General features: G+C 37.3%; 29 protein-coding genes. 5 read left to right on the top strand and 24 right to left on the bottom strand.

Features of this window, described 5'->3' with window-relative positions; translation table 11 throughout:
* Window positions 1–10: 10 nt before the first annotated feature.
* The 8 genes from OZX63_RS03630 to OZX63_RS03595 form a co-directional block, all read right to left on the bottom strand.
* Entirely contained in the window at window positions 11–793 is a 783-nt protein-coding gene (locus OZX63_RS03630; protein ID WP_277144687.1) for a hypothetical protein, read from the bottom strand.
* A 30-nt stretch (window positions 794–823) separates the two neighbouring features.
* The gene (locus OZX63_RS03625) at window positions 824–1,606 is read right to left on the bottom strand and encodes a hypothetical protein (protein ID WP_277144685.1); all 783 of its coding nucleotides are present in this window, start codon (window positions 1,604–1,606) and stop codon (window positions 824–826) included.
* Window positions 1,607–1,620: 14 nt separating this feature from the next.
* Window positions 1,621–2,346: a hypothetical protein gene (locus OZX63_RS03620; protein ID WP_277144683.1), complete on the bottom strand. Its 726-nt coding sequence runs from the start codon at window positions 2,344–2,346 to the stop codon at window positions 1,621–1,623.
* A 180-nt stretch (window positions 2,347–2,526) separates the two neighbouring features.
* Complete coding sequence (locus tag OZX63_RS03615) at window positions 2,527–3,315, bottom strand: hypothetical protein (RefSeq protein ID WP_277144681.1); 789 nt, start codon at window positions 3,313–3,315, stop codon at window positions 2,527–2,529.
* 15 nt (window positions 3,316–3,330) lie between these two features.
* Entirely contained in the window at window positions 3,331–4,059 is a 729-nt protein-coding gene (locus tag OZX63_RS03610; RefSeq protein ID WP_277144679.1) for a hypothetical protein, read from the bottom strand.
* A gap of 194 nt (window positions 4,060–4,253) precedes the next feature.
* Window positions 4,254–4,730 carry a tRNA (adenosine(37)-N6)-threonylcarbamoyltransferase complex ATPase subunit type 1 TsaE gene (gene tsaE / locus OZX63_RS03605; protein WP_277145096.1) on the bottom strand — a complete coding sequence of 159 codons (477 nt, stop codon included), beginning with the start codon at window positions 4,728–4,730 and terminating at the stop codon, window positions 4,254–4,256.
* The gene (pta, locus tag OZX63_RS03600) at window positions 4,727–5,728 is read right to left on the bottom strand and encodes a phosphate acetyltransferase (RefSeq protein ID WP_277144677.1); all 1,002 of its coding nucleotides are present in this window, start codon (window positions 5,726–5,728) and stop codon (window positions 4,727–4,729) included. Before pta ends, tsaE begins: the two co-directional genes overlap by 4 nt.
* Window positions 5,729–5,737: 9 nt before the next feature.
* Entirely contained in the window at window positions 5,738–6,433 is a 696-nt protein-coding gene (locus tag OZX63_RS03595; protein ID WP_277144675.1) for a uracil-DNA glycosylase, read from the bottom strand.
* A gap of 192 nt (window positions 6,434–6,625) precedes the next feature.
* On the opposite strand from OZX63_RS03595, the gene OZX63_RS03590 reads away from it, so the two are divergent.
* From OZX63_RS03590 to OZX63_RS03580, 3 genes are all read left to right on the top strand, one after another.
* Window positions 6,626–7,501 carry a Cof-type HAD-IIB family hydrolase gene (locus tag OZX63_RS03590; protein WP_277144673.1) on the top strand — a complete coding sequence of 292 codons (876 nt, stop codon included), beginning with the start codon at window positions 6,626–6,628 and terminating at the stop codon, window positions 7,499–7,501.
* An 11-nt stretch (window positions 7,502–7,512) separates the two neighbouring features.
* On the top strand, window positions 7,513–8,034 hold the full coding sequence (locus tag OZX63_RS03585) for a hypothetical protein (RefSeq protein WP_277144672.1): 522 nt from the start codon (window positions 7,513–7,515) through the stop codon (window positions 8,032–8,034).
* 282 nt (window positions 8,035–8,316) lie between these two features.
* The gene (locus OZX63_RS03580) at window positions 8,317–8,532 is read left to right on the top strand and encodes a hypothetical protein (RefSeq protein ID WP_277163679.1); all 216 of its coding nucleotides are present in this window, start codon (window positions 8,317–8,319) and stop codon (window positions 8,530–8,532) included.
* A gap of 98 nt (window positions 8,533–8,630) precedes the next feature.
* On the opposite strand, the gene OZX63_RS03575 is transcribed toward OZX63_RS03580, so the two are convergent.
* Window positions 8,631–10,367: an FAD-dependent oxidoreductase gene (locus tag OZX63_RS03575; RefSeq protein ID WP_277144667.1), complete on the bottom strand. Its 1,737-nt coding sequence runs from the start codon at window positions 10,365–10,367 to the stop codon at window positions 8,631–8,633.
* Between the two features lie 20 nt (window positions 10,368–10,387).
* Window positions 10,388–11,905, bottom strand: a complete 1,518-nt coding sequence (glpK, locus tag OZX63_RS03570; protein ID WP_277144666.1) for a glycerol kinase GlpK — start codon at window positions 11,903–11,905, stop codon at window positions 10,388–10,390.
* Between the two features lie 143 nt (window positions 11,906–12,048).
* On the opposite strand from glpK, the gene OZX63_RS03565 reads away from it, so the two are divergent.
* Complete coding sequence (locus OZX63_RS03565; protein WP_277144663.1) at window positions 12,049–12,900, top strand: LysR family transcriptional regulator; 852 nt, start codon at window positions 12,049–12,051, stop codon at window positions 12,898–12,900.
* A gap of 47 nt (window positions 12,901–12,947) precedes the next feature.
* On the opposite strand, the gene OZX63_RS03560 is transcribed toward OZX63_RS03565, so the two are convergent.
* The 9 genes from OZX63_RS03560 to OZX63_RS03520 form a co-directional block, all read right to left on the bottom strand.
* The gene (locus OZX63_RS03560) at window positions 12,948–13,286 is read right to left on the bottom strand and encodes a YxeA family protein (protein WP_277144661.1); all 339 of its coding nucleotides are present in this window, start codon (window positions 13,284–13,286) and stop codon (window positions 12,948–12,950) included.
* A gap of 103 nt (window positions 13,287–13,389) precedes the next feature.
* Entirely contained in the window at window positions 13,390–14,061 is a 672-nt protein-coding gene (locus OZX63_RS03555) for an ATP-binding cassette domain-containing protein (protein ID WP_277144659.1), read from the bottom strand.
* 10 nt (window positions 14,062–14,071) lie between these two features.
* Window positions 14,072–16,078: a hypothetical protein gene (locus OZX63_RS03550; RefSeq protein WP_277144657.1), complete on the bottom strand. Its 2,007-nt coding sequence runs from the start codon at window positions 16,076–16,078 to the stop codon at window positions 14,072–14,074.
* Between the two features lie 161 nt (window positions 16,079–16,239).
* Window positions 16,240–16,875, bottom strand: a complete 636-nt coding sequence (locus tag OZX63_RS03545) for an ATP-binding cassette domain-containing protein (protein ID WP_277144655.1) — start codon at window positions 16,873–16,875, stop codon at window positions 16,240–16,242.
* Between the two features lie 10 nt (window positions 16,876–16,885).
* Window positions 16,886–17,524, bottom strand: coding sequence for a hypothetical protein (locus OZX63_RS03540; RefSeq protein ID WP_277163678.1), 639 nt, complete (start codon window positions 17,522–17,524; stop codon window positions 16,886–16,888).
* A gap of 14 nt (window positions 17,525–17,538) precedes the next feature.
* Window positions 17,539–18,222, bottom strand: coding sequence for a hypothetical protein (locus OZX63_RS03535; protein ID WP_277144651.1), 684 nt, complete (start codon window positions 18,220–18,222; stop codon window positions 17,539–17,541).
* On the bottom strand, window positions 18,209–18,997 hold the full coding sequence (locus OZX63_RS03530; RefSeq protein ID WP_277144649.1) for a hypothetical protein: 789 nt from the start codon (window positions 18,995–18,997) through the stop codon (window positions 18,209–18,211). The genes OZX63_RS03535 and OZX63_RS03530 overlap by 14 nt, the downstream gene beginning before the upstream one ends.
* Window positions 18,998–19,171: 174 nt before the next feature.
* Window positions 19,172–19,417, bottom strand: coding sequence for a hypothetical protein (locus tag OZX63_RS03525; protein ID WP_277144647.1), 246 nt, complete (start codon window positions 19,415–19,417; stop codon window positions 19,172–19,174).
* A gap of 41 nt (window positions 19,418–19,458) precedes the next feature.
* Window positions 19,459–20,001, bottom strand: coding sequence for a hypothetical protein (locus tag OZX63_RS03520; RefSeq protein WP_277144645.1), 543 nt, complete (start codon window positions 19,999–20,001; stop codon window positions 19,459–19,461).
* Between the two features lie 236 nt (window positions 20,002–20,237).
* Here OZX63_RS03520 and OZX63_RS03515 point away from each other — a divergent pair, with 236 nt between their 5' ends.
* A complete protein-coding gene (locus OZX63_RS03515) occupies window positions 20,238–21,125 on the top strand; it encodes an Rgg/GadR/MutR family transcriptional regulator (protein WP_277144643.1) in 888 nt (295 codons plus the stop codon).
* A 63-nt stretch (window positions 21,126–21,188) separates the two neighbouring features.
* Here OZX63_RS03515 and OZX63_RS03510 read toward each other — a convergent pair whose 3' ends face one another.
* The 5 genes from OZX63_RS03510 to OZX63_RS03490 all read right to left on the bottom strand — a co-directional run bounded on the left by OZX63_RS03510 (window position 21,189) and on the right by OZX63_RS03490 (window position 25,862).
* The gene (locus tag OZX63_RS03510; RefSeq protein ID WP_277144641.1) at window positions 21,189–21,500 is read right to left on the bottom strand and encodes a hypothetical protein; all 312 of its coding nucleotides are present in this window, start codon (window positions 21,498–21,500) and stop codon (window positions 21,189–21,191) included.
* Window positions 21,501–21,657: 157 nt separating this feature from the next.
* On the bottom strand, window positions 21,658–22,413 hold the full coding sequence (gene tpiA, locus OZX63_RS03505) for a triose-phosphate isomerase (protein WP_277134493.1): 756 nt from the start codon (window positions 22,411–22,413) through the stop codon (window positions 21,658–21,660).
* 20 nt (window positions 22,414–22,433) lie between these two features.
* Entirely contained in the window at window positions 22,434–23,645 is a 1,212-nt protein-coding gene (locus OZX63_RS03500; protein ID WP_277144639.1) for a phosphoglycerate kinase, read from the bottom strand.
* Window positions 23,646–23,750: 105 nt separating this feature from the next.
* Window positions 23,751–24,767 (bottom strand): type I glyceraldehyde-3-phosphate dehydrogenase, encoded by a 1,017-nt coding sequence (gene gap, locus OZX63_RS03495; protein ID WP_277134490.1) that lies wholly within the window; start codon window positions 24,765–24,767, stop codon window positions 23,751–23,753.
* A 63-nt stretch (window positions 24,768–24,830) separates the two neighbouring features.
* Window positions 24,831–25,862, bottom strand: a complete 1,032-nt coding sequence (locus tag OZX63_RS03490) for a sugar-binding domain-containing protein (RefSeq protein WP_277144637.1) — start codon at window positions 25,860–25,862, stop codon at window positions 24,831–24,833.
* Between the last annotated feature and the right edge of the window lie 388 nt (window positions 25,863–26,250).

Raw genomic sequence — 26,250 nt, 5'->3', positions numbered from 1 at the left:
ATCATTTTCCTTAATTAAGAGCTACCTTATTTAGCAATTCAACTGGCGAATGCAACTGGCCAACCTCCATGATTTGCTCATGATAGTGCATGATTAACAGCTGCGCCAATACGACAATGACATCTCCTCGAGTACCTGAAACAAATTTAGCACCCTCATCTGGATTGTGCATGATTAACTTATCAGATAATACTCGCTGCTTGGTACTGAGTCCGCTTGTGAAAAAGACACAAGCTTGTTTTATTTCAGTGTCCTCAACTGCCGCTTTCCAAGCTGCATTTACATAGTCCCACTCATCATCTGCAGCGTCAAGATGCTTAATCTTACAACATTCATCAATTTCATACTGTGCGAGCTTAGCCCAAGCCTGTTTATCTTCGTGATTATTTTTCAAGAAAATAACCCGCTGTTTATCTAGCACACTAACTGGACTGGCTTCAACGTTGAAATCATAATTTAAATGAGCGATATATATTTTAGTAGGGTCATCTGCATTTTTTAAAATGAAGCAGTAATCATCTTTTTCCTTTGGTAACAAGTACCGGGATACAACCTTGGTATTATTCAGATCTTTGAAAAGGATCATCTGATTTTGTTCATCAAATTCCCAGCGCCGCTCGTCAGGATAAAAGCCAATATTGGATGGGAACTTCAATGTATGATCGCGAGCAAAAATAATTGCCAAATAGCCGCCTGAAGCCATTTGGACCATGATCCAACTGCCGTAACGCATTCTTACTGAGTAATTGAATATTTTATGTTCAAAGCGCTGTAAAAATTCCTGTTCATTCATTTAATCAATCTTTTCTCCGTTGCAAATTCCTTAATTGGTAATTACCTGATCTAGCAACTCAACTGGCGAATGCAATTCATCAGTTTCCATGATTTGCTCATGATAATGCATGATTAACAGTTGTGACAGGACAACATCAACATCACCCTTGGTGCCCGAGACAAATTTAGTATTGTCATCTTGAGATTGCAGAGTTAACTTGTCAGTTAAAACCGGTTTGGTCATATCTGGTATCCCGGTAAAGAAAACACAGACTTGCTTAAGCTCATTACCTTCTGTTATTGCATTCCAAGCCGCATCTATAAAGTCCCACTCGTCGTTTGAAACATCAAGATAGCGAATATCACAGCATTCTTTAACTGCATACATTTCTAAATTAGCTTTAGTTGCGTCATCTGTAATGTTATTTTTTAAGAAAATAACTTGCTGCTTGTCCAAAGTGCTGTATGGACTAACTTTAACATTAAAATCAAAATTTAAATGAGTGATGTAGCGCTGATTAACATCATCTGCATTCGTTAAAATAAAGCTGTAACCATCGCTGTTTTTTGGCAGCAAATACTTGGCAACAATCTTAGACTTGTCCTGATTTTTCAAAATGATCATTTGCTTTTGTTCGTCAAATTCCCAGTAACGCTCATCAGGGAAAAACCCAATTGAGTCTGGGAACTTCAACGTGTGATCGCGCTCAAAAGTGGTTGCTAAATAGCCGCCTGGTAACATCCCAACGATTACCCAATTGCAGTTACTTAATCGTACTTGATAATTAAAAATTTTGTGTTCAAAGCGTTGCAAAAATTCCTGTTCGTTCATTTTTAATCACAACCTTATTTATGCTTAAACCACGCTGAACTATTTCGCTCATAATACTTATACCGCGTATTAACCAAGCGGCCATGACAAGTACGATTTTGGAAAAACTCATAGAGAATATAGCACGTAATTCCCATCTCATAATCGCCTAAATGTGGCAACTCTGGATGAAATTTTTCATTTTTGAAATCTTCAACAATCAGTTTTACCATAATTGCCAAAAATTCGAGCAGTGTCTTTCGGGTACCAACCATGACTCCCGTATTCAGCAGCTGCAAGTGGCGGTTTTTATCGATAAACTTTGACAAATACAGCGGCTTGGCATCGTTGGTAATAATTGTTCCAGTAAGATCGTTATCTTCATCACCAACATACAACATGTCGTCCTCAATTTGATCAAACGGATAGTTGAGCATCTCAACGTCCCCAGCGTCAACCAATGCGGCCTTTTCAATTTCAGGATGTTGCAACAGATATTCAAATGTCACTTCCCAGCGCAAGAAGTACATCTTATAGCATGGATAATCTTCAAGTGTCTTAATTTGAATCAGCTTTTCTAATGGCGGCGGTGTTGTCTCATTTTTAAAGTTAATTAGTGTGTGTAATTCCACACCAAACTTAGCTACTGATTCATATAAATCATGCGTTTCTTTCACAATATCAATGTTTTCAATGGTTTGGCCTCTTTGCCGATCATACATATTAGTAAAGAACTGTGCAATAACAACATTTTTTCCCATTATGATATGTCCTATTCTTATTAAAAAAGTATAACTTCATATATTATAAAGCATAAAAATAAAGGCTTGCAATACAAAAAATAAAAAAACATCAATATATATTAATGTTTTTTTGAAAAATACAACAAAACTTTCTTGCTTAATGATAGGGCTTTCCTGCACGTAACTACATTTGCCTATTTAAATAGAATAGCTAAAGCCGAACTTACCTAATTCAAATGGCGATTGAATCTTATCCTCTGCAAGCAATTGGTGGTCATGAATAATTAATAATTGACTCAAAACAATGATGACTTCTGTTCTACTTCCAGAAATAAAATTGATGTCATTTTCATCCAGATACATCGCTAATTTGTCATACCAAACCTGCTTGTCTAAGCTCGGTAAACCAGCAATAATTACGCAAACCTGCTCTAAACTTGGTGTATCAATAATTTTATGCCATGCTTTGTCTAAAAATGACCATGAATTTTCTAGGTCGCTTTTTAGCCACTTAACCTGGCAGCAATATTCTCTAGCATAGTCTTTCATCTGAGACCTTACTGCTACATCTGCAGATTCTGGCATAAAAATCACTCTTCGACTTGGCAGCAGATTATCGACTTGGACACTTCTTGTAAAATCAATGTCCTTATAACACAAATAACGATTATTTTCATTGCCTACTTTGGTAAGAATAAAATAATGGCGATTTTCTTCAGTTGGCAAGGCATATCTAGACACCTCATTAGTGTTACTTTCATCCATAAAAACGATTTGCTGAAGTTCTTCATCGAACTGCCAATTCCGCTCATCTGGATAAAAGCTAATGCTGCCTGGAAAAGCCAAGCTATTGTCATCTTTAAAAATAATTACTAGCTGTGGGTTATTATCTTCTCCTGCCATAGCTACGGGCTTCCAAATGCCCATTTTTACCTGGAAGGCAAAAATTTTATTACCATATAATTTAAAAAATTCTTCTTTATTCATAATATTAATCGACTTCTACTTGTGTTTAAACCACGCTGAACTATTCCGCTCATAATAAACAAAATATGTTGTCACCTTGCGGCCATGACATAATCTCTTGGGGAACTTGGTATAAAGAACATAATTTACCAGTGCCATCTCAAAATCTCCCAAATGAGCAACTTCAGGATAAAATTTTTCATTATTTGCGTCTTCAGTAAACAGTCGCACCATAACTGATAAAAACTCAAGCAGAATTTTGCGACTGCCAACCACAACCCCTGTATTTAGTAATTGTAAATAGCGAGCTTGTTTAATAAAGTCATCTAAATACTCAGGCTTATCATCATCAACAACGATTTGAGCGGTTAAATTCTGTTCCTCATCGCCAACATATATTTTGTTTTCTTCAATGTCGTCAAACGGATAATTCATCATTTCCACATCGCCGGCATCAACCAACGCAGCATTCTCAATTTCGGGGTGATTTAATAAGTATTCAAGAGTTAATTCCCAACGTAAAAAATAGAATTTATCACTTGGATAATGTGTAAACGGTTCAATCTTAATGACTTTTTGTAACTCTGGCGGGTCAGCTTGGTTATCAAAGTTAACTAAGGTGTGAAGCTCAATACCATATCTTGCTACAGATTGATATAACTTATGTGTCTCTTTGACAATATCAATTGTTGTCAGTGTTTGATTTTCAAGCGGATCATACATATTGGTTAAAAACTGCGCTATTACAACATTTTTTCCCATCATTAGCCTTTCTAAAGATAACGACTTAATACAGTATCTATGTTCGTTATATATACATTTCTTATAAAAATATAGTTTTATATATTATAAGTCATTGCAAGACTTATTTTCAATATGAAAATAACAAAAAATTATAAATATATATTAAAGCAATATAAAAGCAGAACCATAATTAAATAGTTCTGCTTTTTTATCTATTATTTAATTTTAGCTAATACTTCATTAACCCAAGTTTGATTGCGTTCTCCTTGCGGCTTAAATTCAATTATTCGTTTAGTTGAGTTCCAGCTATCATCAACGCGGCTAATTACTAATTGCAAATATTCACTAGGCAAATCCGCTTTAATTATCTGCGGCCACTCAATCACAACTAGTCCCGGCTCTGCTAAATAACTGTTTAAATCAATTGAGGACAGGTCGTCATTTTCTAAACGGTAAAAATCCATATGAAATAACGGTAATTTAGCCTCACGATATTCGCGCACAATGGTAAACGTTGGACTCTTCACAGGACGCTTAACGCCCAATGCCCGACCGATGCCTTGTGTTAACGTTGTTTTACCAGCGCCCAAGTCACCATTTAGCAGTAATAAGTCGTGTGGCCGCGCTGTTTGTGCAATGGCTGCCCCAATTTGCTGCATTTCAGCAGCAGAACTAACTTCCAATTTCATTATTTTTGCTCATCCCCCAAAAGTGCCTGTGCAGCTGTCAAAATCGCCATATGATAAATGTCCTGACTGTTAGCACCGCGCGATAAGTCATTGACCGGTGCGGCTAATCCTTGCAGAATTGGCCCAATTGCCGTGAAGTTGCCAAGTCGCTGCGTAATTTTATAAGCTAAATTACCCGACTGCAATTCTGGAAAAATAAAAATGTTAGCCTGACCCTTAAGTGGTGAGTTCGGCGCCTTCGTTGCCGCAACTTCTGGAACATAGGCCGCATCAAACTGCAATTCGCCATCGGCAGCAATCTCTGGATGTTGCTGGTGGAACAGAGCCGTAGCTTCCTGCATCTTAGCAACCATTTCTCCTTTGGCAGATCCTTTAGTCGAAAAACTCAAAAATGCCACCTTGGGATCAATATCAATTAGCCGCGCTGTTTGCACAGATTGGTAAGCAATCTCTACCAAAGTGCTGCTATCGGGATCAATATTAATTGCCGAATCGGCAAAAACATATTTTTCCTTGCCGCGTTCCATGATGAAGCTCCCAGAAACACGATGCATCCCCTCGGCCGCATGAATTAACTGCAATGCTGGCCGCACAGTATCGGCCGTTGAATGTGCGGCACCCGACACCATGCCGTCAGCCTGGCCCATTTTTACAAGCATTGTGCCAAAATAATTAGGATCTTGCAGCTGAGTGGCAACTTCTTGCGGCGTCAAATCCTTGCCGCGACTACCGCGAGCAGCGATAAATGCCGCAGCCATCTCATCTGAATGCGTGTAAGTTGCGTTATCAATAACGGTTACTCCATGCAAATCACTGTCAGCAGCCTGGGCTATTGCCATAATCTTTTGCGGATTACCCAACAAAATCGGCTCAATTATCTTTTCTTGTGCTAGCCGGCTAGCAGCTGCAATCACCCGTTTATCGGTTCCTTCTGGAAAAACAATCCGATAATTCTTGTAACTAGCCTGGACTTTATCTTTTAATATTTCAAAAACACTCATTAATCTCACCTACGCTAAATCTGCTTGCCCAACTGTTTGCGGTAATTGCCAATCTATCGGCGTCTCGCCAAACTCTTTCAAAGCGGCATTACACCGTGAAAACGGTCGTGAACCAAAAAATCCACGATCAGCCGAAAATGGACTTGGATGAGCTGATTTAATCACAAAATTCTTGTCTTGGTCAATTAGTGGGATTTTATTTTGGGCAAATCTTCCCCACAAAATAAAAACAACTTTTCCGCGATCACTTAGGGCCTTAATTGCGGCATCAGTCACTTGCTCCCAGCCTTTACCCTGATGACCGTTCGCATGACCATAAGGAACTGTTAAGACAGCATTTAGTAACAATACACCTTGGTCAGCCCACTTCTTCAAATAGCCATGATTGACTGGTTGACAGCCCACATCATCGTATAATTCGCGATAAATATTTTGCAATGACGGTGGTAAATTAACCCCCGGCATCACGGCAAAGCTCATTCCCGTTGCTTGACCGGGGTTATGATACGGGTCTTGCCCTAGAATGACGACCTTCGTCTGCTGATATGAGGTTAGCTTAAAAGCTGTGAAAATATGATACATATCTGGAAAAATTTGCTTAGTCGCGTATTCCTGCTTCAAAAATTCGTGCAACTGATGATATTCATCACTAGCAAATACCGGTGCTAAAATTTCATCCCAGTCATTACCAATAAACTTTTTCATTCTCATAAACCCTCGCTTCCATTAACTTCAATAGTATCATGAAACCGCGCGATGATGGCAATAAAATTCGCTAAATTAGCAATAATCTTAATCATCTTCTACTCAAAAAAGTAAGGTTAATATTTTTCGGGTATGTTAATATTAATTTAAAAAGTAATCAATCAAACAGATTAAAGGAGGATTGAATTTACCTTGATTAAATTAGTAGCCTGCGACCTTGATGGCACCTTATTTAACAGCCAAGTAGCCATTTCTGAGGGAAACGCTGCTGCCATTCGTGCTGCCCAAGACAGTGGCATCGAGTTCTTAGTTGCAACTGGTCGCGCGCCCAAGCAATCCCGGGCAGTTATTCGTGATTATGGCCTGCAAACTGGCTTTATCAACATTAATGGTGCCTTGGTTTATGATGAACATGATACTTTGCAAGTCAAGCACGTCTTACAAAAGCAAAAAGCGATTGCTGTGGCCCAAATTTTACGTAAATATGATATTTATTTTGAAATTGTAACTGCTGATCACATTTATTCCGAAGACATTAGCAAGCGTGTCTTCAACTTGGCTAGCTCGCTAATTACACTTAACCCCGGAGTATCTTTTAAAGAAGCTGTGGCTATTTCTGGCGGTAGTAATGCCATGTTAAGTATGACTTTAGTTGATAGTTTTGATCAGCTTTTTACCGACCCAAATATTGAAATTATGAAAATAATTGCTTTTGACAGTCGGGGATACGCCACATTAAACAAAGTCAAAGAAGAGATTGGACAGCTTGGCGACCTTGCAGTCACTTCCAGTGCCGCAACTAATATCGAAATCAACGACATCCATGCTCAAAAAGGAGCTGCCCTGCTCGATTATGCCAAGAAAAAGGGCATTAAACGTGACGAAGTTGCCGCAATCGGCGATAATTTAAATGATATCAGTATGATTCGCGATGCTGGAGTCGGCGTGGCTATGGGCAATGCCGTTCCAGAAATTAAAGAGGCTGCCCAGATTGAAACTAAAACCAATAATGAAGATGGTGTCGGCTATATCTTAAGAAAGTTTATCAAGGATAACGCTAAGAAATAGAGGTATTACGCATGCGCTACTTACTAGAGTTAAGTCAAGAATATGAATACGGGCAAATTCCTGTCGCTGACGAAAACGGGCAAATTCAGTACATTATTCAAGGTAACTTGGATAATCCCAACCATACCCTGTACTTAAAAACGCGCAATCACGAAGAAATTGGCCGCCTTTATGCTGACGGCAACGGCCTGATCTCCTCTTTTACCATTGACGTGGTGAACCATTCTCTAGTCAAAGTTAAGCGCCTCAACAGCCGTGTAACCAACTTATTTTACCTGACGCGGCTCAATTATATTGTCACTGGCAGCATTAAAAAAGGCAGTTACAAGTTTTCATTTGGGATTAAAAAGGTGGCTACAGTTAAGACAAAAGTTGGTAAAACTGGCGTGATCTTAACCTGTGACATTGCGCGCCCAGAAGATGTCCCCTTTATTTTGTTAAGCGCCACACTTTTTACGCAGTGGCACACAACCCCGTTAAAATTACCGACCTTCCCACCAATCGGGCGCAAGGTTAACGTTAATTTGAATTAGAAAAGTAGTGCAAGAAAAAGAAAAAGGCTCACAATTAGTTTAACTTTAAAGGTTAGGCGTAATTGTAAGCTTGGTCTCTAATCTTGTTAACTTGATTCAGTTATTTATTCATTGAACACTTAAATAACCGACAAGAGACGAGTTAAGCCCGTCTTTTGTCCTAAGTATAACAAAACTCTATCAGTTTTTAAATGAAAAGATGGTAAGCAACGTGGCTTTGCGTGCTTATTCATAACGCTAAGCTAGGTATGAAGTGTAGGTAAAATGTATTTTTTTATTTGTATGGTAATGATTTTTATTTTATTGGCGAGCTTTGTAATTGGTTATCTAAGAATTATGGGGATTTTTGCTGTAATTCTTGGCATTATTTTAGTAGTGTGTGCATTAGTTACTTGGATAAAAAGAAGATCAAGTAATGAAGATCCAGATGAACGAGATTTAAGAGAAGCTCGCGAACTTTTAGACAGTATCAGTAAGCCCAAGAAACATAAATGGTAATAAATAAAGCTGTTAGAGCAACTCACTCTAACAGCTTTATTTTTTCTACTAAAATATGGAAATTTTAAGAAAAACCTTCAGGACTCTGCTTAAAATACTTACTTCTTAAATTTTTCCAATCTCGACTCTGCTATTTCTGTGTTTAATTCTTGTTCATAGCAGCTAATCTGGTCCTGATCCCAATCATAGTAAGCCGCCATGTGCTTGATCACACCTACTTTAACTTCATCTATGGTATCGTTCTTAAACAGAACGTGATACGTCCGGCGCAACAAGTAATCAACTGGGGTCAGCGCCATTTCTTCATTAAGCGAATAATCAAGTGCTGCAGTCTGCCCTAGTGTTAAGCCCTCTGCTGGCTCAATTTCTTGTGCATGTTCAAAAATTTGGTCTGCTTCTGAACCAAAGAGATTGGCAATTTCCGTCGCATCTTCTTGGCTAATCCCACTTTGCGTACCACGTTGAGCAATTGCTGCCAGCTCTGCTTCAGCATTATCGGAATCAAAGTCGCCACCTGCAACCTTGATTTCAGCCGAATCTTGCAAAACAAAATCTTTACCAAACTCATCATGCTGCTTTTGCTTGATTTTAGCTAAAGCACCATTGGCCATAATCCGGTAATCTGTCAGCTTACCACCAGCTAAAGTGATCAAACCATCTTCTGCTTCTGTCAGCGAGCTACCACGCGAAACAGCAGACGGAGCTGACGTACTATCTGATACACTAGCACCACTAACAGCATCGGCAGCTTCAGTTGGGCTGACTTCAGCCTCAATTAACGGCCGAACACCGGCCCAGCTAGCCTCAATATCATCAACTGTTAAGTGAGCAGACGGATATTTTCTGTTAATAATATCCAGCAGATAATCAACGTCACTTTGTTCAACCGTTGGGTGCGCGTAATCACCGGTAAAGTCCGTATCAGTCGTGCCAAAGTATGTTTTGCCTTCCCGCGGAATTGTGAAAATCATGCGGCCATCGGCGGTTCCTGAACCAAAGTAAGTTGGTTGTGGTACCTTGAGCCGTGATTGATCAACTACTAAATGCACACCTTTGGTTGGGCGTAAACGCGGCTTCTTATAGACCTGCTTGTCCTCTTGTCTTACAGTGTCAGACCACGGTCCAGATGTATTAATCACAACATTAGCATGAATCGTAAATTCTTCGTCTGTTAACTGATCCTTAACTTTCACACCATTTACATGGCCTTGGTCATCATGCAAAATTTCGATGCACTTCAACCGACTAACAGCAAGACAGCCTAACGTATGAGCTTTTTTGACATTTTCTACTACCAGACGCGAATCGTTGTTTTGGTAGTCAAGGTAGACCCCTGCTCCTTGCAAGTTAACCGGATTCAACTGCGGTTCACGCTTTAAAGTTTCTTCCTTATCGATTGTATAGTTGGCGTATTTCATTAATGGTGAGTCGCCCTCAATGCCTGCCAAGTGGTCATATAAGTCCATTGCGACCTTAACAGAAAACATGGTAAAGGTGGTCCCTGGTTCATCATAAATTGGCAAAATCATGGGATCAGGTTGGGTCATATGGGGCGCAATATGCTGAATTACGGCCCGCTCCTTTACCGTATCTGAAACCACTTGGACGTCAAATGTTTTCAAATAGCGAATGCCGCCATGTACCAGTCTGGTTGAGCGCGATGAAGTGCCACCGCCAAAGTCCTGCATATCAATCAGACCGGTTTTCATATTAGCCGCAGCTGCTTGTAAAGCTACACCAGCGCCAGTAATCCCGCCGCCGATAACTAGCAAGTCTAGTTGTTCATTTTTTAAACGGTCAATTTCTTCTTTTCTTGTTGTTAATGAAAATGTCATTTTCTTCAGTCTCCTAGCTTCTAATCTTCTGCTTGATAAGGATGATATGAAAAGCTTTGTGCTGCTTTAACCGCCGATTGCCAGCCTGAATACAAGTTATTGCGTTCTGCAGCGCTCATTTGTGGTTTAAAAATCTTTCCTGCCTTTTGAATCTTTTTAATCTCATCAACATTTTTCCAAAAACCAATTGCAAGACCTGCTAAAAATGCGGCACCTAATGCAGTTGTCTCCAAATTAGCAGCACGTTCAATCTCGATTCCTAAAATATCGGCCTGGAACTGCATTAAGTAATCATTATTGGCAGCACCACCGTCAACCTTGAGCTTAGGAATTGGAATACCAGTATCTACGCGCATTGTGTCAATGACATCCCGACTTTGATATGCCAGTGACTGCAAGGTAGCCTTGGTAAAGTCATCCCGTGAAGTACCACGAGTTAAGCCAAAGACAGAGCCGCGAACGTTAGAGTCCCAATATGGTGCACCTAATCCCGTAAAGGCAGGAACAACAAAGACTTCATTATGGTCAGTTGAATTACGCGCTGCTTCTTCGGATTGTGGTGCATCGTCAATGATTTGCATCTGGTCACGCAGCCACTGAATTGCGGACCCAGCAACATAAATACTACCTTCTAAGGCGTAATTGACTTTGCCATTAATGCCATAGGCAATCGTTGTTAGCAAATTGTTAGCGGAGAACTTTGGCTTTTCACCCGTGTTCATCACGGTGAAGGCACCTGTACCATAGGTATTCTTAATCATCCCTGGCTCAAATGCCAATTGACCAAACAAGGCTGCTTGCTGGTCACCAGCCATGCCAGCGATTGGCACGCGACTACCATAGAAGTGATAATCAGCGGTCTGGCCATAAATTTCTGAATTGGATTTAACTTCTGGAAGCATTTTCCGCGGAATATTAAGCAGCTTCAGAATGTCGTCGTCCCAGTCAAGCTTAGAAATATTAAATAGCATAGTTCTGCTGGCATTAGAATAGTCAGTGACATGAACCTTGCCACCAGTTAATTTCCAGACCAGCCAAGAGTCAATCGTGCCAAATAACAACTCGCCCTTTTCAGCGCGTTCTTGAGCACCAGCAACATGATCCAAAATCCAGCGAATCTTGGTAGCTGAAAAGTAAGCATCAGGAATCAGGCCCGTCTTTTCATGAATTAAGTCTTGATAGCCATCTTTAATCAATTGATCTGCTAATTCCGAAGTCTGCCGTGATTGCCACACAATCGCATGGTAGATTGGCAAGCCAGTCTTCTTATCCCAGATAACCGTCGTTTCCCGCTGATTAGTAATCCCAATTCCAGCGATTTGTTCTGGCTTGATACCCGAATTAATAAAGGAATTGGCAATCGTTGATAAGACCGAATTCCAAATTTCATTAGCATCGTGTTCTACCCAACCTGGCTTAGGAAAGTATTGCCGAAACTCCTTGCGTGAATCAATTACCTTTTTACCTGCATGATCCATGATAATCGCACGCGTGCTTGTTGTTCCTTCATCAATCGCTAAAATATATTTTTCGGCCATCTTTGCGTCTCCTTCTACTACTAAAGTTAATTTTAAGTAAAATTATCATTCGCTACAGTTAAAATTCTACTCTGACAATCTAGGAAGCGCTAACATATAATAGTAATAACTTATTAGTTGAAGTTATGAATCGAGGAAAACTAATGAAATATAATTTGATGGCGATTAAATATTTCGTTGATGTGGTTGAAACGCAAGGCTTTACACCAGCTGCCAAAAGAAATTTTGTTTCGCAAACTGCCATCAGCAATGCTGTCAAAAACTTGGAAAAAGAGATTAACATTAAGCTGATTGACCGTTCCACGTCGCACTTTAAAGTTACTCCTGCAGGTGTCAACTTTTATCATTATTCTGTTGCCTTGCTCAAGCATTACTATAATTTTGGCGAGAAAGTCAGCCAGCTCAATAACTCATACAGTACTTTGCGAATTCATTATTTGCGCGGCTTTGGTCATTGGGCAATCCGGTTAGCGCAAAACTTGAAAGAAACAATACCAAAGATTCAGCTGCAATTAGATACGGAAAACTTTGCCGGCAGTATTCCTAAGCTTGATGCAAGTGATTACGATATTTTAATCGGCTTTGCGACAGCTGTCAGCAAGATCAAGGATATTCATCTTAAGAGCATTGGCACTGCCAACTTTGGCGTTTTAGTCAACAAAAATTCCCAAGAAAGTAGCACTAGCCAACCATTATTTTTACAAAAATGGTCGGCGACTGATAACAATGACGTCCAAACTAAGATTAGGCTGATCCTAAAAGAGATGAATATTGCCTATGATCCTGTTATCTATCTCGATAGTTTCGACGCGGCACTAGCCAATATTGTGCTCAATCACGGCATGGCAATCTATCCTAAAGAATTGCCAATCCCCACTAACTATGGGCAAGATGTTTGCTACTTACCAAATATTCCTAGTCTGCAATATGATGTTGTCGCAATTTATAAAGACCCTGCCATCAGTAAAATTTTAACTAGCAGTTTAGTAAGATGAAATAAAAATACCAGATAAGCTTTAAAACCTATCTGGTATTTTTGTATTTAATCTTTTGCAATTGGCATTTTACTTTTTGAGATATAATCAATATGTTTTACAAATTGTCCCTTATGCTTAACAACAACATATTGCTGATTAGGATCATAGCCACCAAATTCCTCAAGCTTGTAAGACAGCTTGTTACCATCTCTATCCAAGGCCTGAATATTACGATAATCCTGCGTACCTTTAGGTACCTTGGCATAGTCGGTTTGCACCGTAATAAATGGATTAAAGTAATCCTTAACCTCATCGACAAGCGGGATATGAATCATCGACAAAAGTGCAACTAGCGCTACCATTACAACTACACTATTTAAGAAAAAATTTTCAATATGCTTCATTTTGATCTCCGTCATCAATTCAAGTGTTCTATATCAATAATACAGTATTAAGCATATTTAAAATAACATGTTCATATTATATTGTCAATATCTTATAGAATTTTTAACAGGAAGCTACGTTATTGTTTTCTCTTAACCGAATTTGCTTATTTTCAATTGTAATTACATAGTCACATTGCTGCCAGACTTCTTGGGCATGAGTTGCAATAATGACAGTTGCATCCCTGCCAAAGTCATTTAGTAAAGAATGCAGGACCACCTTGCCGTTTTCGGCATCAAGGGACCCAGTCGGCTCATCCGCAAAAATCACTTGCGGCTTTTTTAGAATTATTCGGGCTAATGCGATCCGCTGCTGCTCTCCCCCACTTAAAGTATAAATTTTTTGTTTTGAATCCAAATAATCTAACCCCAAATGGCTCAAGACGGCTTTCATTTTGGCTTCTTTTTCAGCTCGTGATAACTTCTGATTAGCAAAGCCTAAGTCTAGATTTTGCTTAACTGTTTCAGTATCAATCAGGCCAAAATTTTGAAAAATAAAGCCAAAATAGTCCCGATATAGTTTCCGTTGATTTTTCGCATTTACCGTAATATTGTCAATCGTGATCTTCCCAGAAGTCGGTTTTTCTAGGCCACTTAAAATATTCAAAAACGTTGTCTTGCCCGCGCCACTCTTGCCAACAATGGCATAACTTTTACCGGTTGCTAAACTACAATTAATATCATCAAAAATGGTCTTTTGTTTAAATTTCTTCGAAAGCTTTTCTACTTTAATCATCTTTTAGCTCCTAGTTTCCGTGATTAAGTGTCACTAATAAATTACGTTCTGCGTGCCAGCAAGTTAGCCAAATTATCAATCCTTCTAGTAATAGATACCCGCCGGTAAACAACATTAAATTAATAGCATTTAATTTGAGTAAAACCAGCATAATCACGAGAACATCCATCCCCAGATTAGCAAGCAAAAATAGTCCGGTCAGTTTAGCGTTAGATTTACCAAACACTTTGGTAACGGCCATTTTATGGCGCTCATTTTGTAAGAAGGTGGAGGTCACAAATAAAATAATAAAAATCAGCTGCAATAATGACAAAACAGTTGTCACTGTTAGCATTAAAAGTTCTCTACTTGCTTGCATGTTATAATCTGATAATTGTGAGCGCTCACTGATTATTCCTACTAAGTAAGGAGTTAACTTAAACCGCTGTATTAATTTTCTAAGTTGCCGAAGATGTGGAAACTGAACCATCGTTCGAGTACTTGCCGCTGTATAATAATCATCCGAAAATACTTTCTTATTAATCACAATAATAATCGGATTGACAGATACAGAAGACGTAATTTCATAACCAACCGTATAGTTAAACAGCTTTTGCCCGCTAGCAATCGTCTTTACTTCAATCTCAGGAAAACGCTTCTGCTGATAATAATTAGGCATCTTACGTTGAAACTTAATAAGTTCAATCAGTTGCTTTTTGGCTCGCGGCACTTGATTTAGGCGATTACGGGGTACAAGCATTGTGATTTTTTTAGTGTCAATTTTTAGTCCCTGTGGACGAAGATTACTTTGCTTGACGAAATTATCATTAGCAATAATTACATTACCATTTTCTGGATCAGTAGAACGAGGTGCCGGATGAAACATTTCAGAATTGGCAGAGATAATTACATCTTTTGCTTGAACAATCAGCTGATGTCCTGATTTTTCGACCGACCTTTCTTCCTGTCGACTTCGATCGTTCCAATTAAGCCCAAGAGAATACATTTCTTTGTTAGTTCGCCACTTCTTAATAATCTTTGTATCGCGTGTATATGTTTGAAGATGATTATTGAGTGTTACCGAATTTACTACCACCAAGGCTAGCAGTATCAGTTTCAAAAGATAACCAATGACAACAAATGAGCGCGACTTTTCGGAGCCCTTAATCGCCTGATATGGTTCTAATAAGACTAATACGCTATAAGATAAAATATCTAATATGAAAAATCCTAGATAGATTATCAGGATTATCCCGACGGCATAACGTAGGAACAGTAAGCAACCCACATAGGTCAATTCATGCAATACCCAAATAACGATTGCACCAATAATTAAAAGTAGACTGATGCCCAATAATTTTGCTTGTGCATTAAAGTCACGCTTGAAAATTTGCCAGTTACTGAGACCGTTAATCTTCATTGCCGCATAAGCTTTGAAGCGGTAAATCTTTTCTAGCAGCATAATGATAAATAAAATGCCAATTACACTAATAAAAATCACGATTAGCGATTCTGATACATTGGACAGTACCACCATTAATAATGTTTTAACTGACAATGAATTATCAATAACCTGTACTCCTAGATCCTGTGCTTTCAGATAACTAGTTAGAGCTGCCAGAGAATCTCCCCGCGCATCAGTACAATAGATACCAAAAACATCTTCTAGGTAAAGTTCTTTTTTAGTTAACTGCTTAACACGCGCATTGCGATAGAGTGAAAAGTCATTCTGCTTCTTATTAAAATTATAGATTACCTTGCTTTTTTGATTGTTAAAGCTATTAACACGTAACTTCTTAAGTGAAATATTTTTAGATTTGACGAATTTGGTTAATCTATCGAAAAAGACAGCCTTGGTACCATTCTTATTTGTATTATTAAGTTCATAGTGTTTATTTACAGGCTTAACACCAACTTCAATAAGTGTCGGATTATTCGGCAAGGACTCATTATCATACGACTGCAATGTTTCCGATAACATTGCAGCGATCGTCACTGCAATTATTGCACAAAGAAAGATTTTGATTTTTCTCAGCATGTAGTTCTCCATATATTAAAGATATAAAACTTGCAATTTTACGTTTTAATATATCATATTCTAATAATTTTCAAAGAAAGTGAACAAAATTTGCACATTTCTTTATTACACTAGTACTAACAAAATAAAAATTATAATTAACTCCAACATTGACAATTATTTTAAATTTTTGAGCACTTTCCCATATCCATTTGATAAACATTGTCTGCAATAGTTTTAACTACACGATCGTCATGGCTAGCAATTAAAATCGTTTTACCTTGAGAACGTAATCTTTCCATCAACTGTTCAAAAATCTTAATTGAACTTGCATCTAAACCATTAGTTGGTTCATCAAGAACTAATAATTCCTGATCTTCCATAAATGCTTGAACAATTGCCAATTTTTGTCTCATTCCGAGCGAAAACTTCTTAACTTTTTTATCTTTATATTTATTCAAGCCAAAAACAGACATTGCCGTAATTATTTCTTTTTCACCAATTAAATTCTTAATTGCTGCCAAGTACTGTAAATTTTGCAATGCCGAATATGAATTAATAAAATTAGGTGTTTCAATAATTGCACCAACATTAACTTTTCGCTCTTCATTTAAGCCAACTGGTTGTTCATCAACGATAATTGAACCGGAACTAAGTTTAATAAAGCCCAAGATTGCCCGAAACAACATTGTTTTGCCAGAGCCATTTGTTCCTATAAAACCACTAATTGTTCCTCGGTCAATTGTTAAATTAATGTCATCCAAAATAGTTTCGTCCTTAATTTTCTTAGTAGCATTTTGTACCTTTAAAAAGCTCATTCTAATCTCCTTATCTTACTTCTAATTTTTTTATCACACGTTGCAGAATAATACTTAATACGATAAACCAAAAAATATTCTCAACATTAACCAAGCTGCTCAAATTATTACTAATCAGAATTAGATAATTTGTTTTCAAAGCCAATACTAAAATGCAAATGACTAACATTATAATCCAGCCCATAATTTTTTCTTGTAGTGAACATAGTAAAATTAATAACGAAAAAGCACTGAAACTCAAAACCAAAGCAAAAAATAATTGGAACATGAATACCAATTCAACTTTGCCAAAGTTTAAAATCCAAATAAAACTTAGAAAAGCAAAGTTATATAAAATCGAAAAAAGCAACACAGTCATCAACGAATTAATTAAAATGTTAATTTTACTAGCGTCCCTAACTACAATTAAAGGATTAGCAGCTGCTAACTTATTCTGCAAGGTACCTAATAAATAAAATTCGCCACCAAGGTAATATAATAACCAACCTAAATTAGAAAAAATGAAATTAGGATTACTAATCGAAACAGTGGTAAAGATATTCATCTTGGAATTAAATTGTACTAGCTGACAATACTGCCACCAAAATATCAGCTGAAAAATTAACACGATGAATTTTTCTAAGCGATTTTCAGTAAAAATTTCTTGCAAATATAGATGATACTTCATAAGTTTTCTTTCCTCTCATAAAGAAAAAGACTGATGTTTTGGCATAAGATAATAATGCCCCACATAATTAGAGATTGTAACAACAGTTCTTTCATCTCTCCAGACAAGAGAAACTTACTGTTTAAGAAATTAAAAATTGCTCGGTTATTTATTTGAATATTTGCTAGGATCATAACCATTAAGTAACCTAAACAATTTACAAAAAAGTAATTTAACCACCGGACTAGCAAATAAACTAATAAAATTAAGCTTTGAATGAAAAGTAGGTTCTCAAAAGCAACTAAAATCGTCAATAATAATGTTGACCAGTAAATTTTTGTAATTGCAGGATTGCAGATTAACGTTACTTCAAGTACTAGTGATGACACTAATGCGGACCACAAGGAAGTTACAATGTTCCACCCAAAGACGACTTTCAACCAATTTTCCCTTTTAGTAAAACGCACTAAATCAATAATGTTAGTGTATGGCTGTACCAAAGTATTAAATAATGCATTAGCAATACCGACAAAGGAATAAAAGATAGTTGGAATTAATAATTGATAAATAGCCTTTACTTTTCCTAAATCTTTCGTAATTCCAACTACTTGATACAGAATAATTAATAATATGGCTAACCCACACGTAATTAGCAAAATTTTATGAAAATTGACCCGAACAAGGCGTTTAATTGCAGACATCTTTCGTACTTTCTTTCCAAGTTAGTAGTGCAATTAATCCCGTAATAAGCACAAAATAACCCAAGATAAAATAAATACCATTAGAATATGTATTACTAAAAGTAGGCGTCAAAACCCAATAAAGCGAAGCTTCTACTTCACCGGTTAAATCCGCAACCACAATGGTTGCAAAAGCTAACACAAACGGCATAATCAATTCAATGCCATTGTGAATATTATAATAAGAAGTCACGATCCCAATCATGCTGAACAAGCCACTAAAAACAAATGCAATGACAATGGTACAAAGCCAAAAAGCTAGTGTATTTCGGATAAACAAACTATAGCCACAGCCATTTGGATCAATAATCTGAAAATCACGCCCTTTGGGAACATTGGTTACATGGTAATTCAAGAAGAAATAGCAACTTTCAATCAGCAATGGCAAAACGCCAACCAAACCACCGACGATAAATGAACTAATTAAAGTTGTACATAAATATTTTCTTTTAGTTACCCTAGTAAGAAGCTCATTCAGACGATGATCTTTTTTATCTTCTTGCAATGTACTACTAGCAGCTAGTCCACACATTAAAGGTAGTATCAAATAGTAGATAGTAGTACCTGCACCACTAAAATCAAAACCAGTTAAATGTAAAAAAGCATTATTAGCAGCATTAGCATTTACTTTATTAATCGTCAAAGCTTGAATAACGATTATTATTAATCCTATTAAAATAGCCAACCAGGTCTGCCATCGAAAAAATAATCTTTGAACTTGTTTTCTTAAAAGCATGTCCAGCCTCCATATATTAAGATATAAATAATATAAAAATCAACTAATTAACCTAATATATACCATAATGCTAATAAAATATAAAGCGATTTTAATAAATACTAATAATATCAAAAAGTAGATAGAAGCAATCTATACTTCCATCTACTTATGTTAAAAATTATGAATAAATATTTATTGAATAAACTTAAGATACAAATGATCAGCAATTTTTAAAAGCAACACATAGCCAATACCACCCATTACAGCAAACAAAGCACTTTCCAGTAATCCGGTTATTTGACTACCCCAAGCCTGACAAATTGCTGTAATTATTCCAAAATAGATAAAAGTAAAAATGAAATTCCATCTTTTCTGTTTTTTAGACTTTTCAAGATATTTTAGCCTATTTTTTGCAATATAATTTCTAATAGTATTCATTTGAATCATTCCATTCTATCTGTTATTCACAAATAATCTATTTATTGGTAACCCCAGCTAACGTAACTACCTCTATTACTAAAGCTGACATAAACTCCTCGTTTTGATGCCTTACTTGCAGAACCTTTTATTACTGATTTTACAATTTGAGTAATAGCAGTTGCTCCTAATCCTTCAAGGCCTACTGAAGACAATAATGATCCAACAACAGAACTGGCTGCTGTAGCACCGCCCCAAACCAAGATTTTTACTATTGCACTATTTAAATAAATAGTAAAGCCATGTTTATGGGTTTTAATATATGTCCCACCATGACGCATAAGATCTTGAGCTAAGGCTTCTTGATACCCTTTTTCACCTAGAATACCCTTAACATCTACACCTTGAGCTTCAAGTGACTTAAACATTTCTCTGTTAGAAATAGTTTTAGTTACATCTTGTTTAACAGTATTACTACTTGAAACAACCGATTGTTGATTATCCATTTCTGCAGCAAAGGTTGTGCTTGCAGGTAAAATTGTACTTCCCATAATTAAACAAGCTGACAAAGCTGTTACAACCTTTGCAGTATTTAGTTTCTTCATAATAAGTCTCCACCTTTCTTTACAAAATATTGCTCTTTAAATATTTATAAACTCAATACAACAATTGCCCAATGAAATAATGTAATCATTTAGTTTCCTCCTTTCTCAATTCACAAATTTATAATAAAACGATTTCGTATAAATAATTAAAAATGGTCGTATTCGACCTATGAAAATATAAGTTTGGCTATAATTATGATATGATAAATATCAAATGGCGCTTGAAAGGAATTAAAATGGAAATTAGTGAATTACTAAAAAAATACCGAATGGCACAAAAAAAGTCCCAACAGGAATGGTCGGGAGATATTATTAGTAGATCTTTTTATGCCAAGGTAGAGCGAGGTGTTCATCGAATATCTTTTGAAGATTTACTTAATCTTCTAAATTTTAATCATATATCAGTAATTGAATTTATAAATAAGCTAAGTTCAGATAACTATCCATCAAATGAAAAAGAAAAGCATTTATACCATTACATTATAAATTCTTATTATCAAAAGTCAGAAACCAACCTAATCAATGCAAAAGAACAAGTTGCAAATTCTAATTTATTTAATAAAAAAGAATTGCTCATACTAATTAATTCTTTAATCGCCTTGGTAAATAATAATTTTGATAAAATCGATAAAGCAAGTAAAGTTGAAATTGAGACGACTCTTTTTAATATTGAAAATTTTAATGAGTTTAATTTAAAACTTTACTGTGACTGTATGCATTTTTATCCTTTACAGACTAACTTGATAATATCTAAGAATATTGTTCAAAAATTTCTCAAAATAGAAAAATTGCAAATTTCTGTTTTAGGAATTATTTCAAACATTTTAGGACTATGTATTGAACATAATTATTACTCAGAAACTGATTTTTTCATTGATAGCGCTGCCCAAATAACTACAAGACCAGAATTGTTCTTTTATAAAAATATGATTGAATTTTTCAAAAGCATGATTGCCTATCATTATGATCATAAAAAATATCATTTAGAATATTGTTTTTGGGTTATTAAAACTATTAAAACAAATGGGATGCCAGAATATGCAGAAGATCTAAAAAAATATTTATATCAAAATTGTCAGCCTCTAAAAAAAGAGATTGAAAGCAGAAAGAAATCACACAGTTAAATTTTCCAAACTAAAAAAGCAAGCTGCTGTCTTAGTAACAGTAGCTTGCTTTTTTGCATCTTATTATTTTGTAAAAATCATATTACCCGAAAGCCAAATTATCCCAACAAACAGAATAATACAAATGACTATGGCTAACAGTACACCTAATAGTAAACTAATAATAAAAGTAATGTGGCGCTTCTGGAAAAAAGTAGTAAACAAATCCATTAAGCTCAATGAGAGCAATACTAAAACATCAGCACCTAAATCGAGCTTTTTGAAAATTGCTAAAACTAAAATTATTACTAGTTCACCTAGCGCAATCAACCAACCAATCTTATAGGCGCGCTCTGTCAATAATTGTTCTCTAATTGTGGTCTTGCCTTTTTCCATTATTGCAAACTCCCAACTAATTTAATTTACTACCATTTTACCAATCATATTAACACATTTTTTAGTTGCATTGACTTACCTTAATAAATTTAACTAAAACTAAAAACCCAGCCCCTGCACATGCAGAAGCTGGGTTTTTAAATATTATAATCAATAATTAGTCTTGGTAATTAACCAAAGCCAAGAATGAGTCTGGCTTAAGGCTGGCACCGCCAACTAAACCACCATCAATATCAGGTTTAGCCATTAATTCCTTAACGTTACCAGGGTTAACAGAACCACCATATTGGATGCGAACATTTGCGGCAGTTTCTTCATTATATAAGTTCTTAACTGTATCGCGAATAGTCTTGCACATTTCTTCGGCTTGGTCTGAACTAGCAGTCTTACCAGTTCCAATTGCCCAGATTGGTTCATAAGCAATTACCAAACTAGCAACTTGTTCAGCAGATAAGTCTTTTAAGGCAGCTTCGATTTGGCCAACAACCCATTCTTCTTGTTGATTAGCTTCACGTCTTTGAAGTGATTCACCACAGCAAATGATTGGGGTAATGCCATTAGCAAACAAAGCCTTAGCCTTCTTGTTAATGTCTTCATCAGTTTCATGGAAGTAACCGCGGCGTTCTGAGTGACCGATAATGCAGTAGTCCATGCCCATTTCTTTCAAAACTTTAGGTGAAGTTTCGCCAGTAAATGCACCTTCGTCTTCAAAGTAAGCATTCTCTGCACCGACTTTTAATTCTGAACCCTTAGCAGCTTTTCTTAAAGCATCAAGGTCAACAGCTGGAGCACAGATTAATGCTTCAACTTTAGTAGATTCTGGCAACTTGCCTTTAACTGCATCAACAAATTCAGTTGTTTGTTCTGGATTCATGTGCAACTTCCAGTTACCAGCAATAATTGGTGTACGCATAATAACGTCCTTTCCTAAATTTACTTGTCTGAAATGCAGGCAATTCCTGGTAATTCTTTACCTTCAAGGTATTGCAAACTTGCGCCACCACCAGTTGAGATGTGGGTAATCTTAGGTGCAATCCCTAGTTGCTTAGCAGCGGCAGTTGAGTCACCACCACCAATGATGGTTGTAGCATCTTTAAGATCTGCCAAAGCCTTACCAACTTCCAAAGTACCCTTAGCAAAGTTAGACATTTCAAAGGCACCCATTGGTCCGTTCCAAACAACAGTCTTAGCATCCTTTAAGATTTCCTTGAACTTGTCAACAGTCTTAGGACCGATATCAAGACCCATCATGTTGTCAGGAATATCGTCACCAACAACTTCACGAGAAGCATCGTTAGAAAATTCGGTTGCAGCTAAGTTATCTACTGGTAAAACAATCTTGCCATCAGCATCTTTAAGCAATTGTTTAGCCAATTCAACCTTGTCTGGCTCAAACAATGACTTACCAATATCGTGACCTTGGGCAGCTAAGAAGGTATAAGCCATCCCACCACCGATTAAAATGTGGTCTGACTTAGGAATTAAGTTAGTAATTACGTCAATCTTGTCTGAAACCTTGGCACCACCCAAAATAGTTACAAATGGGTGAACTGGGTTAGCAACAGCATCGCCTAAGAACTTGATTTCCTTTTCCATCAAGTAACCAGCAGCAACTGGTTTGCCAGCCTTCTTCATTGCTTCAGCAATTCCAACGTTGGAAGCGTGACTTCTGTGCGCGGTACCAAAGGCATCGTTAACGTACATGTCACCAAGACTTGCCCAGTATTCGCCAAGCTTAGGATCATTCTTAGATTCACGCTTACCAAAGTCATTGTCAATATCTTGGAAACGAGTGTTTTCAAGAACATCAACATCGCCATCATTCATCTTGTTGATTGCGTCTTCAACTTCTTTGCCTTCATTTGCAGGTACAAAAGTTACAGGCTTCTTCAAGAGTTCGCTCAAGCGTTCAGCAACTGGTTTAAGTGACAATTCTTTTTTATCATCATCAGACTTAACCCGGCCCAAGTGACTAAGTAAGATTGCCTTACCGCCATTTTCAATAATATATTTAATTGTTGGTAATGCGGCAACAATTCTGTTGTCATCACCAATCACGCCGTCTTTAATCGGGACGTTAAAGTCAACACGGACTAAAACTTTTTTACCCTTAACATCTAAATCTGAAATAATTAATTTAGCCATCTATATCCTCCGATAACTCAATTATTTTTCTTTCAAAAAAAGGCGGAAGGAAGAATCTCCCTCCGCCTTCTCTTTTTACTATCAGCAGTAATCAAAAATTAATGATTAAAGAGTAGCAAATTTCAACAAAGTACGAATCATTTGGCAAGTGAATGAGTATTCATTGTCGTACCATGAAACAGTCTTAACTAATTGGTTGTCACCTGCAGTAGTTACCATAGTTTGAGTTGGGTCATAAATGGCACCAGCAGTCATACCGATAACATCGCTTGAAACGATTTCGTCATCGTTGTATGCGAATGAAGGACTTTCGTACTTCTTAACAGCTGCGTTAACTTCGTCAGCAGTAACTTTCTTGTCAAGGATTGAAACTAATTCAGTCAATGAACCATCAACAACTGGAACACGTTGTGCGTGACCGTTAACTTTACCGTTCAATTCTGGAACAACAAGACCAATAGCCTTAGCAGCACCAGTTGAGTGAGGAATAATGTTAGCTGCAGCAGCACGAGCAGCACGTAAGTTACCACCACGAACAGGTCCATCCAAAATCATTTGGGTTGAAGTGTAAGCGTGAATAGTAGTCATAGTAGCTACCTTGATGCCAAATTCTTTTTGTAAAGCATCAACCATTGGAGCCAATGAGTTAGTAGTACATGAACCAGCTGAAACGATCTTGTCGTTTGCATCCAAAGTGTCATCGTTTACTGAGTAAACAATAGTCTTCAAGTCGTTGCCGGCAGGAGCTGAAATCAAGACTCTCTTGGCACCAGCGTCAAGGTGAGCTTGTGACTTAGCCTTGCTAGTGTAGAAACCAGTACATTCAAGAACAAAGTCAACACCGTCGTTCTTAACCCAAGGAATGTTTTGTGCTTGTGGTTCAGCGTATACGCGGTATTTCTTACCATCAACAACGATTGAGTCTTCAGTTGCTGAAACTTCGTGGTTGAAAGTACCATGAGTTGAGTCATACTTCAATAAGTGTGCCAAAAGTGCAGGGGTAGTCAAGTCGTTAATAGCAACAACTTCAATATCCTTTGACTTTTCGCCCAAATCCATGATCCGACGGAATGCTAAACGACCGATACGGCCAAAGCCGTTAATACCAATTTTAACTGTCATATTCTAAAGTCCTCCTTAAGAACTATGTAAGAATTGTAAACACCAATTTATTTTAAATGAGACTCAAATCCCCTTTAAAATCTTATCTGAGGCTCCTTCATCAGTAATTAACCAGGTTTGATGAGGAGCATTAGGCATATAAGCTTTGATTGCTTGAGCCTTACGGCTGCCGCAAGCAAAGGCAAATATGTGCGGGATTTTATTTAGATTCTCGAACTGCAAGCCAACCTGTTGCACGCGGTCGACAATCTTTCCTTGGCCATCGAAGAAACACCCGAAACATTCGGTGACCACCTTTTTCTCGCGCAATTCGGATAAACGAATTGAATCGTAACCTCTGCGCCGAGCCATATCGTGAGCTAAGCCAATGCCATGAATGACGACATCGCTTTTGGCAATGTCTTCTAAAACATCAGCAAAGGTCGACTCTCTAATGAGTGACTTGTAAGCTTGAGTTGAAATTTGTTCAGGTAAGTATAAAGTCTTATACTTACCGCCGGTTTTAACGGCCATTTCTTGAACAATAGTGTTACTTTGAATCGCAACATTCTCGCCCAAGGCTCCGCGCCCCGGGACAAATTCCAACTGCCGATTATCGCTCAGGTTCTTCGACAAATACTTCGCAGACTTTGCAAGAGCAACACCACCTAAAACGGTAATGATTGACTTGCCCAACGGCAAAAGCAGATTTAACGCCGAACTAAGTTCTTCGCCCATGCGCTCATAAACTCGTTCCTGCAAGTCGCTATCGCCCGGAACAATAATCGTCCGTTCAATCCCCAACTTGTGCGCTAACTCAATCTCTGTCTTGCGGGCATTGAAATGCCGATCAATCAAGGGAGCTGCATCCTGCAAGGTCTTCTTGCCTTTTTCCGTCATAAACATGCCAAAACTCTTGATTTCAATCAAACCAAGATCACGAAGATACTCCGTTTCTGTTCGCACGTTTCTTTCGGAAAGTCCTAAAGCTTGCGCTACGCTCCTGCGACCAATCGGTGCATTAAGCGAAATCTGCTCAAGGACAAGATACCTCTGTCGAAACACTTTTAAGATATCAGGAACGAGAGCTTCAAGCACCGGGAATTCCGAGTACATTACCTTCGCTCCTTCCTGCTGGGACAATTGTGACCCAATATGTGTCACTTACTGTCCCAGATTGCTTAAAAATATAAGAGAAATATAGACTTGTTAAACATTAAATCTGCTATTCCTCAATCGACACTTACAGTATAACAATGCTTTGAAAATAATTCAAGTGAAATATTAATTATTAAATTGACATAAAATACAAGAATTTAGACCGGCAGAATAACTTTTTGACGAATTTTTGCAAAAATATTTTTATTTTTTCTTACTTTCTGGTATACTTGTTGTTGTGCTAATTGGGTCCTTAGTGTAATGGATCGCACGTAAGATTCCGGTTCTTAAAATCTGAGTTCGACTCTCAGGGGACCCATACTAAAAAGCAGCTTCGTAATGAAGC

Origin of the sequence: Lactobacillus sp. ESL0700, assembly GCF_029392095.1 — a bacterium.
Lineage (GTDB): Bacteria > Bacillota > Bacilli > Lactobacillales > Lactobacillaceae > Lactobacillus.
Note: the sequence above shows the minus strand (reverse complement) of the source record. Positions and strands in the feature narration are given on the sequence as shown.

What these genes read in the sequence shown, in the direction of transcription:
- OZX63_RS03630 (WP_277144687.1), bottom strand. Translation starts at nt 793, where the DNA reads ATGAATGAACAGGAATTTTTACAGCGCTTTGAACATAAAATATTCAAT.
- OZX63_RS03625 (WP_277144685.1), bottom strand. Translation starts at nt 1,606, where the DNA reads ATGAACGAACAGGAATTTTTGCAACGCTTTGAACACAAAATTTTTAAT.
- OZX63_RS03620 (WP_277144683.1), bottom strand. Translation starts at nt 2,346, where the DNA reads ATGGGAAAAAATGTTGTTATTGCACAGTTCTTTACTAATATGTATGAT.
- OZX63_RS03615 (WP_277144681.1), bottom strand. Translation starts at nt 3,315, where the DNA reads ATGAATAAAGAAGAATTTTTTAAATTATATGGTAATAAAATTTTTGCC.
- OZX63_RS03610 (WP_277144679.1), bottom strand. Translation starts at nt 4,059, where the DNA reads ATGATGGGAAAAAATGTTGTAATAGCGCAGTTTTTAACCAATATGTAT.
- pta (WP_277144677.1), bottom strand. Translation starts at nt 5,728, where the DNA reads ATGAGTGTTTTTGAAATATTAAAAGATAAAGTCCAGGCTAGTTACAAG.
- OZX63_RS03595 (WP_277144675.1), bottom strand. Translation starts at nt 6,433, where the DNA reads ATGAAAAAGTTTATTGGTAATGACTGGGATGAAATTTTAGCACCGGTA.
- OZX63_RS03585 (WP_277144672.1), top strand. Translation starts at nt 7,513, where the DNA reads ATGCGCTACTTACTAGAGTTAAGTCAAGAATATGAATACGGGCAAATT.
- OZX63_RS03580 (WP_277163679.1), top strand. Translation starts at nt 8,317, where the DNA reads ATGGTAATGATTTTTATTTTATTGGCGAGCTTTGTAATTGGTTATCTA.
- OZX63_RS03575 (WP_277144667.1), bottom strand. Translation starts at nt 10,367, where the DNA reads ATGACATTTTCATTAACAACAAGAAAAGAAGAAATTGACCGTTTAAAA.
- glpK (WP_277144666.1), bottom strand. Translation starts at nt 11,905, where the DNA reads ATGGCCGAAAAATATATTTTAGCGATTGATGAAGGAACAACAAGCACG.
- OZX63_RS03565 (WP_277144663.1), top strand. Translation starts at nt 12,049, where the DNA reads ATGAAATATAATTTGATGGCGATTAAATATTTCGTTGATGTGGTTGAA.
- OZX63_RS03560 (WP_277144661.1), bottom strand. Translation starts at nt 13,286, where the DNA reads ATGAAGCATATTGAAAATTTTTTCTTAAATAGTGTAGTTGTAATGGTA.
- OZX63_RS03555 (WP_277144659.1), bottom strand. Translation starts at nt 14,061, where the DNA reads ATGATTAAAGTAGAAAAGCTTTCGAAGAAATTTAAACAAAAGACCATT.
- OZX63_RS03550 (WP_277144657.1), bottom strand. Translation starts at nt 16,078, where the DNA reads ATGCTGAGAAAAATCAAAATCTTTCTTTGTGCAATAATTGCAGTGACG.
- OZX63_RS03545 (WP_277144655.1), bottom strand. Translation starts at nt 16,875, where the DNA reads ATGAGCTTTTTAAAGGTACAAAATGCTACTAAGAAAATTAAGGACGAA.
- OZX63_RS03535 (WP_277144651.1), bottom strand. Translation starts at nt 18,222, where the DNA reads ATGTCTGCAATTAAACGCCTTGTTCGGGTCAATTTTCATAAAATTTTG.
- OZX63_RS03530 (WP_277144649.1), bottom strand. Translation starts at nt 18,997, where the DNA reads ATGCTTTTAAGAAAACAAGTTCAAAGATTATTTTTTCGATGGCAGACC.
- OZX63_RS03525 (WP_277144647.1), bottom strand. Translation starts at nt 19,417, where the DNA reads ATGAATACTATTAGAAATTATATTGCAAAAAATAGGCTAAAATATCTT.
- OZX63_RS03520 (WP_277144645.1), bottom strand. Translation starts at nt 20,001, where the DNA reads ATGAAGAAACTAAATACTGCAAAGGTTGTAACAGCTTTGTCAGCTTGT.
- OZX63_RS03515 (WP_277144643.1), top strand. Translation starts at nt 20,238, where the DNA reads ATGGAAATTAGTGAATTACTAAAAAAATACCGAATGGCACAAAAAAAG.
- OZX63_RS03510 (WP_277144641.1), bottom strand. Translation starts at nt 21,500, where the DNA reads ATGGAAAAAGGCAAGACCACAATTAGAGAACAATTATTGACAGAGCGC.
- tpiA (WP_277134493.1), bottom strand. Translation starts at nt 22,413, where the DNA reads ATGCGTACACCAATTATTGCTGGTAACTGGAAGTTGCACATGAATCCA.
- OZX63_RS03500 (WP_277144639.1), bottom strand. Translation starts at nt 23,645, where the DNA reads ATGGCTAAATTAATTATTTCAGATTTAGATGTTAAGGGTAAAAAAGTT.
- gap (WP_277134490.1), bottom strand. Translation starts at nt 24,767, where the DNA reads ATGACAGTTAAAATTGGTATTAACGGCTTTGGCCGTATCGGTCGTTTA.
- OZX63_RS03490 (WP_277144637.1), bottom strand. Translation starts at nt 25,862, where the DNA reads ATGTACTCGGAATTCCCGGTGCTTGAAGCTCTCGTTCCTGATATCTTA.